The sequence below is a fragment of the Vibrio sp. SCSIO 43155 genome, assembly GCF_023716605.1.
Lineage (GTDB): Bacteria > Pseudomonadota > Gammaproteobacteria > Enterobacterales > Vibrionaceae > Vibrio > Vibrio harveyi.
In genome coordinates, this window is sequence record NZ_CP071852.1 from 3,233,405 (window position 1) to 3,248,109 (window position 14,705).

Consider the following 14,705-nt stretch of genomic DNA (forward strand, 5'->3'; position numbering starts at 1 on the left):
AAACATCATAAAAGTTTGAGGTATTTATGATCATTCCATGGCAAGACATTGCGCCAGAGACACTAGAAAACCTGATCCGTGAATTCGTGCTACGTGAAGGCACCGACTACGGCTCAGTCGAAGTTTCACTGCAGAGTAAAATCGATCAGGTCAAAACCCAATTAGAGAAAGGCGAAGCGGTCATCGTATTTTCTGAGCTTCATGAAACGGTTGATATCCAACTAAAAGCAAAGTTTTAGCCCCTTCACATTTTACCGTATCCCACTCGATGACAAGGGCTTGTTACGTGCTATAGTGGGTTATCGACCGTGCAGCATACGTGTGCTGCACTTTACAGGTAAGTAATTTTCGACAAGGTTTGTCATGTCAGCGAAACACCCAATCATTGCGGTTACTGGTTCGTCCGGTGCCGGCACTACCACCACTTCTGAAGCCTTCCGCAAGATGTTCAATATGATGAACGTCAAACCAGCGTGGGTTGAAGGTGACAGCTTCCACCGCTTTACACGTCCAGAGATGGATGTCGAAATCCGCAAAGCGCGTGAGCAAGGCAAACACATCAGCTACTTTGGTCCACAAGCCAATGACTTTCCGGGGCTAGAAGAGTTCTTCCGTCAGTTCGGTGAAGATGGCACTGGCAGCGTGCGCCGCTATCTGCACACTTTTGATGAAGCCGTTCCATACAACCAAATGCCGGGCACCTTTACGCCTTGGCAAGATCTGCCAGAAAACAGCGATGTGCTGTTCTACGAAGGTTTACACGGTGGCGTGGTAGATGGTGATGTCAATGTGGCGCGTCACGTCGACTTTCTAATTGGCATGGTGCCGATTGTGAACTTGGAATGGATCCAAAAGTTTGTTCGTGACACGCGCGATCGTGGTCATTCAAGAGAAGCGGTGATGGATTCGATCGTGCGCTCGATGGACGATTACCTGAACTACATTACCCCGCAATTTTCTCGCACACATATCAACTTCCAACGCGTACCAACCGTCGATACTTCTAACCCACTTAACGCTAAAGGCATCCCTAGCTTGGATGAAAGCTTCGTGGTGATCCGCCTGCGCGGTATCAAGAACGTCGACTTCCCGTATTTGTTGGCGATGATTGATGGCTCCTTCATGTCTCGCCATAACACCATTGTGGTTCCTGGCGGTAAGATGAGCTTTGCAATGGAGCTCATAGTGAGACCGATTTTGCAGCAACTCATCGAAACCGGGAAAATTGGCTAAAAACCTCGTTAATTGAGTGTTTACTTTTCATACCGTGATCATGTGCACAGTTTTGCTTACAAAATCTCAATCATGGCACGATTAAAATCAAGAAATCGTTTCCGAAAAAGGATACTATTTCTAACCGAAACACAAGAGAGCTTGCAGCATATAAAAAGTGCTCTTATTCTAGTAAGCCAATTCAGGCTTAGCTAAAATATGGATAGCGCAAGCGTACCCTGCAGAGGAAGTGAGATATTATGGTTCTAGGTAAACCTCAAACCGACCCAACATTAGAGTGGTTTCTTTCACACTGTCATATTCATAAGTACCCATCAAAGAGCACGCTAATTCACGCGGGCGAAAAAGCAGAGACTTTGTACTACATCGTTAAAGGTTCTGTTGCGGTTCTTATCAAAGACGAAGAAGGTAAGGAAATGATCCTTTCTTACCTAAACCAAGGCGACTTCATTGGTGAGCTTGGTCTATTCGAAGAAGACCAAGAGCGTACAGCTTGGGTTCGCGCTAAATCTCCTTGTGAAGTGGCAGAGATTTCTTTCAAGAAATTCCGTCAACTTATCCAAGTTAACCCAGACATCCTAATGCGTCTTTCAGCGCAAATGGCTCGTCGTCTACAAGTTACTAGCCAAAAAGTGGGTGACCTAGCGTTCCTAGACGTAACTGGTCGTATCGCTCAGACTCTTCTGAACCTTGCTAAACAACCAGATGCGATGACGCACCCAGACGGCATGCAAATCAAGATCACTCGTCAAGAAATCGGTCAAATCGTTGGCTGTTCTCGTGAGACAGTAGGTCGTATCTTGAAGATGCTAGAAGAGCAGAACCTAATTTCTGCGCACGGTAAGACTATCGTTGTTTACGGGACTCGTTAATCTCGATTAACGTTTAAAAAATTTAAAAGCCACCAAATGCAAGTTTGGTGGCTTTTTCTTTTTTTGGGAGTTAGACATTGAGAGTCGAGAGCGCTGCACTTCACAACGGACTTCATCCTTTGAGATGAAGCCCTCTCAGATTCCAAGTAAAAACCCTCTCGAAGCGAAGCGGCTCTCGTCTTGTATCTATTAACCGTTGGTACTCTCGAAGATCTTATCTGCCGATGCAGCTACAAATCCTGGGTACAACTCACCGTTATCCATTGGGTAGCGCTTAGCAAACTCGTAGAAGCCTCCAGGAATCACCTCAACGCCTTCAGTAAAGGTCACTGGCACTTTGTCTGCCATGGTCGATGATTGCTCTAGTAACACCTCTGGCGTGCCTTTTACTTCACCGCCATTCTCGTTGATGATAAAGCCTACGGTGCGTAGGTGGTCGTTCACTTGCTTCACTTCTTCATGCTGATTGAGTTGATTCACACTCACCGTGAAGTGGTTCGCTCCGTAACCGTGCGCAGCAAGCCAAGAGGCGTACTCACTCTCTTTCGCTAAGATTTGGAAGTCAGCATAGCTAAGGTCCCACAAACGTCCGCCGTACAAGAAGTCACTGCTGGTCAATTTAGAAGCATCAACCTGCTCTACCAGTTTATGAACGATGGCTTGTAGCTCTGGTGAGCACTCATCCACTTTCAATTCACTGATGAAGACTTTTGGCTGTTTCGGATCTGGGTGCTCAAAATGTTTTGCCACCAGCTTTTTGCTTTCAAATACGTAGTCACCACAGGCTTTGTAACCCACCGCTAGGAATGGCTTCGCTAACGTTTCAATGCCTAGGGGAGCGACATTAAACGTACGTAGCGCAATATGGTCATTAATCAGAGGCTCATCTTCTTGAAGAAGCTGATGAACTTTAGCAGCAGAAGGGCAAAGACGTTGAATGTAGTCTTGCCATAGCGATTCAAATAACACATCGGGCGTCATAACGACTCCTTGTTATGAAATGTAGAGTTAGGGGTAAGAGGAAGTTGACCGCTCGTTCACACTGTCCAGAATCACGAACGAGCGGTCATCAACCTGTGACGGTATGTGTGGCATAAGTGCCAGTCAGTCAACACGCTCTGGAGAGTCTTAAGCTCGCCTTTGGCGTTTGCCAGCGCGCTTACCAGAATCCTAACTTGGTAAATAGCTCCGGCAGAGAGAAGCGGTGATACTTTGTCACCACTTCGTGTTTCTCTATTACAGGCTTACACCCGGGCTCAATGTGGCAGGTAAGACCGTCTCTTGTCCTTCCATTGATGCCATTGGGTACGCACAGTAGTCTGCTGCGTAGTAAGCACTAGGGCGTAGGTTACCCGACGCACCCGGACCACCAAATGGCGCATCACCACTTGCGCCCGTCAGCTGACGGTTGCGGTTCACGATGCCAGCACGAATGTGGTCCACGAAGTATTCCCATTCTTGGTCATCGGTTGAAACCAGACCTGCAGATAGACCAAAGCGCGTATCGTTCGCCAGTTCTACTGCTTTCTCTAGCCCTTCGTAGCGCACCACTTGCAGAAGTGGGCCGAAGTACTCTTCATCTGGCAACTCGGCAATGTTCGTCACATCGATGATGCCCGGAGAAACAAACGCCGCTTCGCCTGCTTTTGCTTCAATCAAGCTTTCGCCACCCAGTGATTGCAAGTTCGCTTGTGCATCGAGAATGAACTTGGCCGCCGCTACCGAAATTTGCGGTCCCATGAAAGGCGCAGGCTCTGCAAATGGTTGGCCTACACGAATATTGCGTGTCGCTTCCACCAGCTTAGTAATGACTGCATCACCCTTGTCGCCAAATGGAATGTATAGTCGACGAGCACAGGTACAGCGTTGCCCTGCACTGATGAAGGCAGATTGGATGATGGTGTAAACCGTTGCGTCTAAGTCACCGTAGTTATCCGAGATAACCATCGGGTTGTTGCCACCCATTTCAAGCGCCAGCATTTTGCCCGGCTGACCAGCAAACTGACGATGTAGAACATGACCTGTGTTTGCACTACCAGTAAACAGCACGCCATCGATACCTTTCGCATCCGCCAGCGCAATACCGGTTTCTTTCGCGCCTTGGACTAGGTTAATCACACCTTTTGGTAGACCGACCTCTTCCCACAGCTTCATAGCGAGTTCACCCGTCCATGGCGTTTGCTCAGACGGTTTGAAGACCACGGTGTTACCAGCCAATAGTGCTGGCACGATGTGACCATTTGGCAGGTGACCCGGGAAGTTATAAGGACCAAACACCGCCATCACACCCAATGGGCGATGACGCAATACAATTTGGTTTCCTGCGGCTTCACGTGTCGCTTCACCAGTACGGTCGTGGTAAGCACGAATAGAAATCGCAATTTTACCTGCCATCGCTGCCGCTTCGGTACGTGTTTCCCAGATTGGCTTGCCGGTTTCTTTGGCAATCACTTCAGCGATTTTTTCGCTGTTCTCTTTTACTTTCTCAGCAAAAGCCAACACGATCGCTTCACGCTCTGCAAATGGGCGCTTCTTCCAATCAACAAACGCTTCACGCGCCGCAGATACCGCTTGGTTAACCTGCTCTGCTGTTGCGCCGTTGCCTTGCCAGATCACTTCTTGGTTGTAAGGCGACAGAGACGTAAATGCTTCACCCTGACCTTGTACCCATTCACCTGCAATCCAATGTGTCATTGTTTCTATCCTTAAATTCTGTCGTCAGTTACTGCGGAAGAAGGCGAACAAAATCCCCTTCCTCAACCAAGAGTGCATCCGCCAATTCTGGGGCTAGCACTACGCTTTGCGTTTCTGCGTCATACGCTGCTTTTGCTGCGGCTGCACGGAAGTTCTCGAATGACGAATTACACATCAAGAAGTCTTGTGTGCTGGTGTGCTCCGAGATTTTGACTTGCGCGCGGAATGAGTGGCGTACCGATTCGATATTGCGTAGATCACATTCCACCGTTGGACCACCATCGAAAATGTCGACGTATCCACGGTTGGTAAAACCTTCACGCTCAAGCAGCTTCAATGCTGGACGTGTGTTGTCGTGCACTTTACCAATCACAGCTTGCGCTTCTGGGCTCAGTAGGTTGATGTAGATTGGCAACTTCGGCATCAAGTCGGCGATAAAGCCTTTCTTGCCGATACCAGTTAGGTAATCCGCAAGCGTAAAATCGATAGAGAAGAAATGCTCTTGAAGCCACTGCCAGAATGGCGAGTTACCGTTCTCGTCTGATACGCCACGCATTTCAGCAAAGATGGTTTCCGAGAAACGTTCTGGGTGCTCTGCCATCATTAAGAAACGGCACTTTGACATCAGACGCCCGTTCAAGCCACCACGGAATTTCTCACGTAGGAACAAGGTACAGATTTCACTGTTACCCGTGTAGTTATTACCAAACGTCAGCAGCTTCACCACGTTGTTTACGCCAAGCTTTGGTGACGAGTGCACCACTTTGCTGATGTGGTAAGAATAAAAAGGCACATCCCAGCCGATCGAAGCTTCAATACCTGTGGTACCTGCCACTTCACCAGTTTCAGATTCAAAACCCACCATTAGGTAGCCTTCATCACCGGCTTCCTTAACGTCAGGTTTGCCAAAACTGTATTCTGAGTGCTTGATTCGATTGGTTAACAGTTCTTCGTTAACCGGTAGAGATGTAAATCCATGACCTGACTCAACCGCACAGGTGTGCAGCGCGTCATAATCCGACATTGCGATAGGGCGAACTACTAGCATCAATACTCCCTCCAGATGCAAGAAGATCCTAACTATATTGTAGGAACAATACCCCCATCAGAGATCCTTGATGGGGGTGTCTAGGTTGACGATAAGCGGAGATCGCGCTTAAACCAGCGTTGCGATCGCTTTATCCAGCTTCGCCAAACCTTCTTCGATTTCTTGTTGTGTGATAACGAGTGATGGTGTGAAACGTACGACATTGGCACCCGCAACCAATACCATGAGACCTTGTTTACCTGCAGCAACCAGTACATCACGCGCACGACCTTGCCACTCTTCATTCAGTGCTGCACCAAGCAGTAGACCTTTACCGCGCACTTCAGAGAAGATGTTGTATTTCGCGTTAATCTTCTCCAGACCTTCACGGAACATGGCTTCACGCTCTAATACGCCAGCCAGTACTTCTGGTTTTGTCACTTCTTCAACAACTGCTTCTGCAACTGCACACGCTAGTGGGTTACCACCGTAAGTTGAACCGTGCGTGCCCACTTTCATGTGCTCAGCCAGTTTTGCCGTCGTTAGCATGGCACCGATAGGGAAACCGCCACCCAGTGATTTCGCTGTGCTTAGAATGTCTGGCGTAATGCCTAGACCTTGGTATGCGTAGAAGTGACCCGTACGACCGTTACCAGTTTGCACTTCATCGAAGATCAACAGTGCGTTGTGCTTGTCACACAGTTCACGAACTGCTTGAGCGAACTCAGGTGTTGGTGGAATGATGCCGCCCTCACCTTGCAGAGGCTCCATCATTACGGCACAAGTGCGATCCGACATGTGTGCTTGAAGTGCTTCGATATCGTTGTAAGGAAGGTGTGTCACATCGCCAGGTTTAGGACCAAAACCGTCTGAGTAAGCCGCTTGACCGCCTACTGTTACCGTGAAGAAAGTACGACCGTGGAAACCTTGTTTGAATGCGATGATTTCAGATTTCTCTGTACCATGAACGTCTGCTGCGTAACGACGTGCTAGCTTTAGTGCCGCTTCGTTTGCTTCTGCGCCAGAGTTAGCGAAGAACACGCGCTCAGCAAAGCTGACTTCTGTTAACTTCTTCGCCAATCGCAGTGCTGGCTCGTTAGTCATAACATTACTTAGGTGCCAAAGCTTGTTACCTTGCTCAGTCAATGCGTTCACCATAACTGGGTGACAATGACCAAGACAGCTCACCGCAATACCACCAGCAAAGTCGATGTATTCATTTCCGTTCTGATCCCAAATGCGTGAACCTTCACCTTTTACAGGGATCATTTCCATCGGGTTATAGCAAGGTACCATTACCTCATCGAATAAACCGCGCTCTACTTTGTTTTCCGTTGTCATTGCACATTCCTTCTTGATACCGCATGCCTAGCAGATAAGCGAATTTAACCGGCACTCTTTGCCAGCAAATAATGTTTTGCATTTAAGCTATTGCGGCATTGTATTTACATTTAATTAACCATTTCAATAGTGATTTATTCTTTTCGCTTCCGAGCACGACTACCCATACTCACTATCTATGATTATTTATGCACCAAGAAACGTAAATAGAGAAGCGATTTTTTATAAAAGTTATGTATAGCAAGGTTTAGAAAGAAAGGAGAAAAATGAATAGCCGCCACCAAATAGACAGAACGCATAGTTTTGCATTCCCATTCTCAGGCGAAAAACATGAAGAATTTGTTAAGAAAGGTGATCGCGATCAGATCGCTTTGCGCGCAAGAAAGTTCGCAAGCAGCTCGTGACCTTGTTCTGTCTTAATCGACTCAGGATGGAACTGTACCGCGTCAATTGGCAGGGTTTTATGCTGATAACCCATGATTTCGTCCATGGCTCCGTCAGGCAGTTCAGTCCAAGCGGTCAATTCAAACACATCAGGTAATGTGCCGTTTTTCACCACGAGAGAGTGGTAGCGGGTTACCGTAAGTGGGTTATTAAGGTTTTTAAACACACTGCGACCGTTGTGACGAATTGGTGATGTCTTGCCGTGCATCACTTGTCGAGCACGTACCACTTCCCCTCCAAACACCTGCGCAATCGCCTGATGACCAAGGCAAACGCCTAAGATTGGTAACTTACCAGCAAAGCATTCGATAGCTTGTAGAGAGATACCCGCTTCGTTAGGGGTACAGGGACCTGGAGAGATCACCAAATGAGTTGGGTTGAGCGCCTCAATGCCTTGGATGTCGATTTCATCGTTACGCACCACCTTTACGTCTGCACCAAGCTCGCAGAAGTATTGGTAAAGGTTGTAGGTAAAAGAGTCGTAGTTATCGATGATCAACAACATAAAAGGTCGGTTGCTCCAATCCGTTTTGGCAATGCTTAAGTGGTGAATCGCCACGTTCGTGACAATCAAGGGCGGTATTTTGCTATACCAAGCAAGAAAGGCAAGTTTTTGCTGAATAAAAAGGCCAGCATAGGCTGGCCTTTGGTCTTTACAGCTATTTAGGAACTGTTTGTCAGGAAATAAATTCGCTTAGCGACGACGGCGTAGGAAGCCTAGACCTAGCATCGCAAGTAGCGCGCCAAAGCCAAATGAACCACCAGAACCATCTTTTTCTGGGTGAACAGGTTTCACATTGCTTGAATCACGTTTAATAAACTCCACATCCGTCACTTTCTGGTTAACAACACCTGAAGTTTCGTTGTTCAGAGTCATCGTCAGCTCATACTTACCAACTGGTAGTTTTGCTGAATCAAACATCACCATTTGCGCACCACCTTTATCCAGTGTCACTTTTGGTAGTGCTGGAGCATCAGCCGGAACAGGAGAAATAGACAAGGTTGCTACATCACCCTTTTGAGCTGTCGCTGGAACTGCGTAACCGATATCTGCGCGACCGCTCTTCGTTGCGATTGTCACAAGTCGCTCACCAGCCTCACCGTACTTGTAGCCTAGTGTAACGAGAGCAGAATCGTGGTCAGACGAACGGTATGGGTCTTGTGAGTAGAATGGGTTTGGTTCATTCGTATCACCGCCCTTGTACTTGCTGTTGTAATCGTACAGTGACGACTCTGGCGCATTAATGTGCCAATCAACAGCATCAATTAAGCGCTTATCTAGTGAACCAGAGATCAATAGGTGATCCAACGAGCCCACTTCATCATTGTATGAGTAACTCCAAGCCGTTTCGCCTGCAGGCATCATTCGATCAACCGCGTTGATGTAACCGTAAGTCTTAGTAATGACTTTGCCTTCTGGACCAAATTGAGGCAGTTTACCAATGAAGGTGTAACCCGCTGCAGTCAGAGTTTTACCTGTTGGGTTAGACGTTAGAACCAGCATTGGATCTTCGTGTGCGTAAGAGTTCATGTCACCAAGAACTACTTTGTCACCTTCGATCTTCGCCATCTCTTCACCTAGGTGGTAAGCCGCAGCAACACGGAAGTTCTCACAAGAACCCTGGAAGTCACCATCGCTCTTCACATCATCTTTTGAAGGATCGAATTTTTCCCATGTTTCCCAACCTTTCCAATCTTCGTAACAAGTCGAACCTTTAGATTTCAAGTGGTTTACCGAAACCGTTAGACGCTTACCTGTGTTCAAGACTTGGAAAGTAGCCGCTACCGTATTACGTTGGTAGTTATCACCGCTCTCACGGATTTCACCTTTGCTGTCTGTGATTGGAGCACCGTTTTCATCGACGATCATTGGTGCATGTTGACTTGGCATCGGGATAACTTGACCAGAGATCACAGAGACTTTTGATGGGCGGTAAATAATACCTGTAGTAATCGCATCAGAGCCGACCGTATCTTGGTCATCCAGAATGGTGTCGCCGTTTTTATCAAAACCAACGAACACGTAACGGTTGTGGATAGAGTTTGACTTATTACGGTCACCGTAATCTTCGTCGTAGTACTTCGCATTGATTGCGGCAAGCAATTCATTGATTGCACCAAAGTCACCGAAACCGTTGTTCTCGATTTCCATCAAACCAACGATATCCGCATCTAGACCGTAAATTGCTTCTACAATCTTGGCTTGTTGACGATCAAAGTCCAGCTGTGATTCAGCACCACGGTTGTCACCAAAGCTGTTATCAGAACCACCATATGGTGAGTTGAAGTAGTTCAGTACGTTTTGTGTTGCGATACGAATGTTGAATGAATCAGCCGCAGAGTACGCATCGTTTGTTTCCTTGATCGAAGGCGCTTTAGTTCGATCGGTATTGTGGATGAACGCTTTGCTATCAACCGTATTCGTTGGGATCAAACGGAACTCGTTGTACGAGTAATGCAGAACACCTTCTAAACCAACGACAGAGTCGTTGATGCGGATGTAGTTTTTCTTTGGATCAGCAAAGAAATCTGGGTAGTAAGGAATTTGACCATTTGGTGCTTTAGCATCGGTATCAACATAAACACGGAAGTCTTTGTTTTCTGCTTTTTGTGCCAGAGATTCTGCGCTGCCTGCTACATGATCTTGGTTTGGCTGTGGATTTGGACGCTTGTATGCCAATACCATGTTGTTACGGAAGCTATCAAAATCAAAGCTGAACGAACGAGAAACACGCATGTTCTGCTCGCCATCTTCAGCTGCATCCATATCTTTCACCAATCGAACAGGCATGCCTTCTAGACGTTCCAGTGTCGAACGGAAGTTTTCATCATCGCTATCGATACGAACCATATCAACTGGCGTTGGTGGTACTTGAGAAGCGTTTTCAACTTCCCAAATGTCATTCGTTGGAATCAGTGTTGTTACACCATAGTTCTCTTTTACTTTGGCACGAACACAGATTTGTTGACCAACCATGTCTTGAGACAGCTCGCCTTTCGTCTGAACGAACACACCGTCTGATGTCTTAACATTACCATCAGCATTGTTGTCGTAAAGGAAGAAACCCTTCACTAGATTCGTAGTTACCGCACTCACGACACCTGTCACTAAGTACTCATCTGCCGACTCGTAACCAGACTCAATCAGAGGCGATGAATAACCTTCACCTTGCACTTCACCAATGGTTTTGTAAGAAAGACTGCCTGCAGCATCAGCACATGGCGTGTTTTCTGGTGGTGTAATTGGATCGTTATTTACTGCAGTAGGATCACCAAGACCACCGAAGTCGTCTTTTGCAAACTTGTCCCACTGAGATTCATCATATGTCGTCGCTTGTGTTGAACCTGCTTTACGGCGCATGGTTCGGTCATCCCAAAGCTTATCGCCCTTGTAACCGTAAGTACCAAAGATATCCTTAATGTCCGCTTCCGCTGAGCTTGTACCCAACCACACTGCGTCATCACCGTTGAAGTTCATTGCTGAGTGTTTTACTTCATCGTAAGTACCAGCAACAACTGTCACGTCCTTACCGCCCAAACGTTCAATGAACGCTCGCATTTCAGCACCCGCGTCACCATTAATAACAACGATGCTCTTACCAGGTTGTAAAGTTCTACCGTCCTTACCTTTCAGTACGTTGTTACCATCTTTATCTTTAATCTGGTTTTTGTAAGACGAGTAGTACAGCGACAGTGTACCGTCAAAGGTATGTGCTGAAGAGCCTATGTTGGTAATTTCGACGGCTTTATTTGATGCCGAGCCTTCAACATACTCAGAAATAATGATGTCGTTAATATCCGCAAATGCTGCGCCACTTAGTACACTACTAATCGCACCCGCGAGTAGGGTCATTTTTTTATTCATGGGAAATCTCTCTATCGTGGGTTAGAAGTAAACGCGCGCATAAGCGTAAGCGTCTTGAGCAGCATCACCAGCGTTCATTTCAAGCGCAATAATGCTTGAGCTGGTTGGTTTGTAGTTCACGCCTAGCGTGCCCCATGTGCGGCTTGTACCCCAGCTGTATCGCTTACCATCCCAAACATCACTGCTTGGATCCCACGCTTCATATTCTTCGTAGTTGTAAGAGCCCACGAGCTCCCACTGTTTGGTGAAAATGTATTTCGCCGAAACCAAAGCACCTTGGTTTTCTTGGGTTTGGTAATCATTGAAGATGCTTTGCTTGTTCTCTTTATCGGTGTTATCGATAACCGTTTCTTTGCGAGCAATATCTTCTTCTTCGTAGAACGCGTTGAAGCCTAAGTGAATGGTGTCATTAACTGCGTAACGCATACCAAAACCAACCAAACGTTGTTCACCGTACTTCGACTTACCATCAGAACCACCGCGCCCTTCTAAACCAACAACAGCTGAGAAGCTATCGCCAAAGTAGCCAATGTAGCCGTTCACAATATCACCCAGCTCAGAACCAGATGAAGACTTACCACCGTAAGTGTATGAAGCACCGATTTTTACATCATCAAAGTAACGACCTTCGTATTTGATTGTTACGTCTTGGTCACCAGCTTCACCAGTTTCTACAGTTGTATCAAAAGTGAAGTCACCCCATTTATCGTAATCATCAAATGCCGTATCCGTCAGACCGGCTTCAATGTACTGGTTTTCCCACACATCGTAGCCAACAAATAATTTATCGATGGTTAGAACTAGATCGCCAGAACCGTGCTTCCAATTCTCACGTTCATAATCTAGCTCTAGACGGTAGTGCATTTTGTCTCGCTTACCTTTGACGCCTAACGTAGCGAAAGAGTCATCGATGTAGCTTTTTTCATCAGTGTAAAATTCACCGTATTCGTAGTTTGCGCCAACATGTCCGCCAACACCCACTTCGCCATACAGTTTTAGAAAGTCTCCGTTGTCATCTTCATATATGGTCGCAGCATTGACCGCTGTCGCCATAAATAGCGAAGAGATCGCTATAGCCACTGCATTTCTTTTCAGCATGCCTATTTCCTTGTTGTATTTAATTTCAAATGGAATTTCGTTCTATATGTCAAACTGGGCTCTGGCGTTTATTTAACCAATACTATTGAGTGTTTAATCGGTAAGTTTTGAGCGCGAAAAGTCTCCTGACCTATTCCTTGTGAGGAAGATCACAGTTCAACTTGATTCATTTATTAACTAGATAAATCTCTCTTTTTTATGCAAAAAGAAAAGTAAAAGGCATGCTAATTGAGAAATGTTTCACAAATATTTAGTTATTATTATGAGGTGTTTTATACATTCAACAGATTTTGTTGTTAACAGAATTAACAATAACTTTAAATATGTAAAATTAGATCAATTACTCAGTTTTATATTTCCCATAATGTTAAGCAAAATATTAATAATGGTTTTAACAAGGCTGTTTCGTATATTACTTAGGTCATTTTCCGAGCAACAAACATCAACACTTGCTAATTTAGTGGTTCATTTTCTTTATTTTATTGCGAATCATTCTCCTTTTAATGGCTGATTTTATAAATTAATCATTATTTTCGACACTAACACCTAGTCAATTTGATAATCAGGGGTTATAACAACGCAGCAGGATATCCATAAAAACTCATATTAAAAACAGGACTGAAAATGAGACGATTTCAACCAGTTGCGCTAACTCTCGCTTGCTCGGTATTTCTTGCTGGATGCCAAGCCATCCCAGACGAACTCAAGACAAGCCAACCATTAAAGCCGAACACAACCCAACACTTAATTGAGAACGCTAAAGCCGAGCTTAACCAGTATGAACACTTTGATGTAAGTGATGAGGGGATGATTACTTTCACCGCTCAGTTGCCGCGATTCTCGCGTTACGCTTGGGATCCAGTTTCGATTACCGAATCAAGCTATCAAATCGCATGCGAGGATCTGCGTTACTTCACGGAACGCGGTTTTGTTATAAAAGCATGGTTTGCAGGACCACGAGGACGTGCCGAGTACTACAATATGGCACGTTGCGAGGAAGAAGCCTCTTCCAGAAAATAAGCATAAAAAAAGCTCCACCAATGGTGGAGCTTTTTTGTATTCGAATTTTACCTATGGGCGAGCGACAAAACCTACAGCTTCGTACGCTTTCTTCAACGTTTCAGCCGCACGTGCCGATGCTTTCTCAGCGCCTTGCTTCATTACTTCGTTCATGTAAGCGCGGTCAGCACGAATGCGGTGGTATTCAGCCTGAATTGGCTCAAGCATAGTAACTAGAGCTTCACCAACGTCTTTCTTGAATGGACCGTACATTTCAACGCCTTGGTATTTCGCTTCAATCTCTTCAAAGCTCATGCCTGTTGCCGCAGAGTACAGACCCATTAGGTTAGAGATACCTGCCTTGTTGTCCCAGTCGTGAGCGATACGCGGTGGTGTTTCTGTGTCGGTTTGCGCTTTGTTGATCTTCTTAATGATCGACTTTGGCTCTTCCAGTAGCGTGATAACGTTCTTACGGTTGTCATCAGATTTAGACATCTTCTTGGTTGCGTCTTGAAGGCTCATTACACGCGCATTTACCGTCGGAATATAAGGCTCTGGCACTTGGAAGATTGGCTGCTCTGGTGAGTAGATGTTGTTAAAGCGGTTAGCAATATCACGCGCTAGCTCTAGGTGTTGCTTCTGGTCGCTACCTACAGGCACTTGGTGTGCGCCGTACAGCAGGATGTCTGCCGCCATCAGTACTGGGTAGTCAAACAGACCAACGTTTACATCACCAAACTGGCTCGAACTGTCGTTTGAGTAACGTGCAGATTTGTCTTTAAACTGCGTCATACGACCCAGTTCACCCATTTGGGTGTAACAGTTAAGAAGCCAACCAAGTTGAGCATGCTCTGGTACGTGTGACTGAACAAATAGCGTGCTCTTCTTCGGGTCAACACCAACTGCCAGACAGATCGCCAGTGCGTCTAGAGTCGCTTCATGCAGCGCTTTAGGGTCCTGACGAACCGTAATCGCGTGAAGGTCTACCACACAGTATTGGCAATCATAATCGTCTTGCATCTGCTGCCATTGACGTAGAGCACCCAAGTAGTTACCGATACTTAGTTCACCTGAAGGTTGAACACCACTCAATACAATGGGTTTGCTCATTAGAATGATTCCTTTGACTTCT

The 14,705-nt window shown here is 46.2% G+C and carries 12 protein-coding genes; 4 read left to right on the forward strand and 8 right to left on the reverse strand.

Translation table 11 applies throughout. The features are described from left to right. The first annotated feature begins 26 nt into the window (after positions 1–26). The 3 genes from J4N44_RS15370 to crp all read left to right on the forward strand — a co-directional run bounded on the left by J4N44_RS15370 (position 27) and on the right by crp (position 2,105). Complete coding sequence (locus tag J4N44_RS15370; protein ID WP_029789497.1) at positions 27–239, forward strand: YheU family protein; 213 nt, start codon at positions 27–29, stop codon at positions 237–239. 124 nt (positions 240–363) lie between these two features. Then, complete coding sequence (locus tag J4N44_RS15375; RefSeq protein ID WP_005432770.1) at positions 364–1,233, forward strand: phosphoribulokinase; 870 nt, start codon at positions 364–366, stop codon at positions 1,231–1,233. Between the two features lie 239 nt (positions 1,234–1,472). Beyond that, entirely contained in the window at positions 1,473–2,105 is a 633-nt protein-coding gene (crp, locus tag J4N44_RS15380; protein WP_005381432.1) for a cAMP-activated global transcriptional regulator CRP, read from the forward strand. A gap of 189 nt (positions 2,106–2,294) precedes the next feature. Here the strand turns inward: crp and J4N44_RS15385 are convergent, their stop codons facing one another. The 7 genes from J4N44_RS15385 to J4N44_RS15415 form a co-directional block, all read right to left on the reverse strand. Then, on the reverse strand, positions 2,295–3,086 hold the full coding sequence (locus J4N44_RS15385; protein WP_005451448.1) for a DUF1338 domain-containing protein: 792 nt from the start codon (positions 3,084–3,086) through the stop codon (positions 2,295–2,297). A 255-nt stretch (positions 3,087–3,341) separates the two neighbouring features. Continuing rightward, on the reverse strand, positions 3,342–4,799 hold the full coding sequence (astD, locus tag J4N44_RS15390; RefSeq protein ID WP_017819681.1) for a succinylglutamate-semialdehyde dehydrogenase: 1,458 nt from the start codon (positions 4,797–4,799) through the stop codon (positions 3,342–3,344). Between the two features lie 28 nt (positions 4,800–4,827). After that, a complete protein-coding gene (astA, locus tag J4N44_RS15395) occupies positions 4,828–5,847 on the reverse strand; it encodes an arginine N-succinyltransferase (RefSeq protein WP_005438349.1) in 1,020 nt (339 codons plus the stop codon). 108 nt (positions 5,848–5,955) lie between these two features. Further along, positions 5,956–7,167 (reverse strand): aspartate aminotransferase family protein, encoded by a 1,212-nt coding sequence (locus J4N44_RS15400; protein WP_005438347.1) that lies wholly within the window; start codon positions 7,165–7,167, stop codon positions 5,956–5,958. 361 nt (positions 7,168–7,528) lie between these two features. Next, positions 7,529–8,116 (reverse strand): aminodeoxychorismate/anthranilate synthase component II, encoded by a 588-nt coding sequence (locus J4N44_RS15405; RefSeq protein ID WP_050922681.1) that lies wholly within the window; start codon positions 8,114–8,116, stop codon positions 7,529–7,531. A gap of 189 nt (positions 8,117–8,305) precedes the next feature. Beyond that, on the reverse strand, positions 8,306–11,476 hold the full coding sequence (locus J4N44_RS15410) for an ExeM/NucH family extracellular endonuclease (protein WP_252044624.1): 3,171 nt from the start codon (positions 11,474–11,476) through the stop codon (positions 8,306–8,308). A gap of 21 nt (positions 11,477–11,497) precedes the next feature. Further along, positions 11,498–12,574 (reverse strand): porin, encoded by a 1,077-nt coding sequence (locus J4N44_RS15415; RefSeq protein WP_252044625.1) that lies wholly within the window; start codon positions 12,572–12,574, stop codon positions 11,498–11,500. 624 nt (positions 12,575–13,198) lie between these two features. Between J4N44_RS15415 and J4N44_RS15420 the strand changes: the two genes are divergently transcribed. Further along, a complete protein-coding gene (locus J4N44_RS15420) occupies positions 13,199–13,594 on the forward strand; it encodes a hypothetical protein (protein WP_005451435.1) in 396 nt (131 codons plus the stop codon). A 51-nt stretch (positions 13,595–13,645) separates the two neighbouring features. On the opposite strand, the gene trpS is transcribed toward J4N44_RS15420, so the two are convergent. Beyond that, positions 13,646–14,683, reverse strand: a complete 1,038-nt coding sequence (gene trpS / locus J4N44_RS15425; protein WP_005432761.1) for a tryptophan--tRNA ligase — start codon at positions 14,681–14,683, stop codon at positions 13,646–13,648. Positions 14,684–14,705 lie beyond the last annotated feature (22 nt).

Excerpts from the sequence above, each read along its gene's own strand:
- J4N44_RS15400 (WP_005438347.1), bottom strand. The coding sequence starts at position 7,167 with ATGACAACGGAAAACAAAGTAGAGCGCGGTTTATTCGATGAGGTAATG.
- J4N44_RS15415 (WP_252044625.1), bottom strand. The coding sequence starts at position 12,574 with ATGCTGAAAAGAAATGCAGTGGCTATAGCGATCTCTTCGCTATTTATG.
- J4N44_RS15385 (WP_005451448.1), bottom strand. The coding sequence starts at position 3,086 with ATGACGCCCGATGTGTTATTTGAATCGCTATGGCAAGACTACATTCAA.
- astD (WP_017819681.1), bottom strand. The coding sequence starts at position 4,799 with ATGACACATTGGATTGCAGGTGAATGGGTACAAGGTCAGGGTGAAGCA.
- J4N44_RS15405 (WP_050922681.1), bottom strand. The coding sequence starts at position 8,116 with ATGTTGTTGATCATCGATAACTACGACTCTTTTACCTACAACCTTTAC.
- crp (WP_005381432.1), top strand. The coding sequence starts at position 1,473 with ATGGTTCTAGGTAAACCTCAAACCGACCCAACATTAGAGTGGTTTCTT.
- astA (WP_005438349.1), bottom strand. The coding sequence starts at position 5,847 with ATGCTAGTAGTTCGCCCTATCGCAATGTCGGATTATGACGCGCTGCAC.
- J4N44_RS15370 (WP_029789497.1), top strand. The coding sequence starts at position 27 with ATGATCATTCCATGGCAAGACATTGCGCCAGAGACACTAGAAAACCTG.
- J4N44_RS15375 (WP_005432770.1), top strand. The coding sequence starts at position 364 with ATGTCAGCGAAACACCCAATCATTGCGGTTACTGGTTCGTCCGGTGCC.
- J4N44_RS15420 (WP_005451435.1), top strand. The coding sequence starts at position 13,199 with ATGAGACGATTTCAACCAGTTGCGCTAACTCTCGCTTGCTCGGTATTT.
- J4N44_RS15410 (WP_252044624.1), bottom strand. The coding sequence starts at position 11,476 with ATGAATAAAAAAATGACCCTACTCGCGGGTGCGATTAGTAGTGTACTA.
- trpS (WP_005432761.1), bottom strand. The coding sequence starts at position 14,683 with ATGAGCAAACCCATTGTATTGAGTGGTGTTCAACCTTCAGGTGAACTA.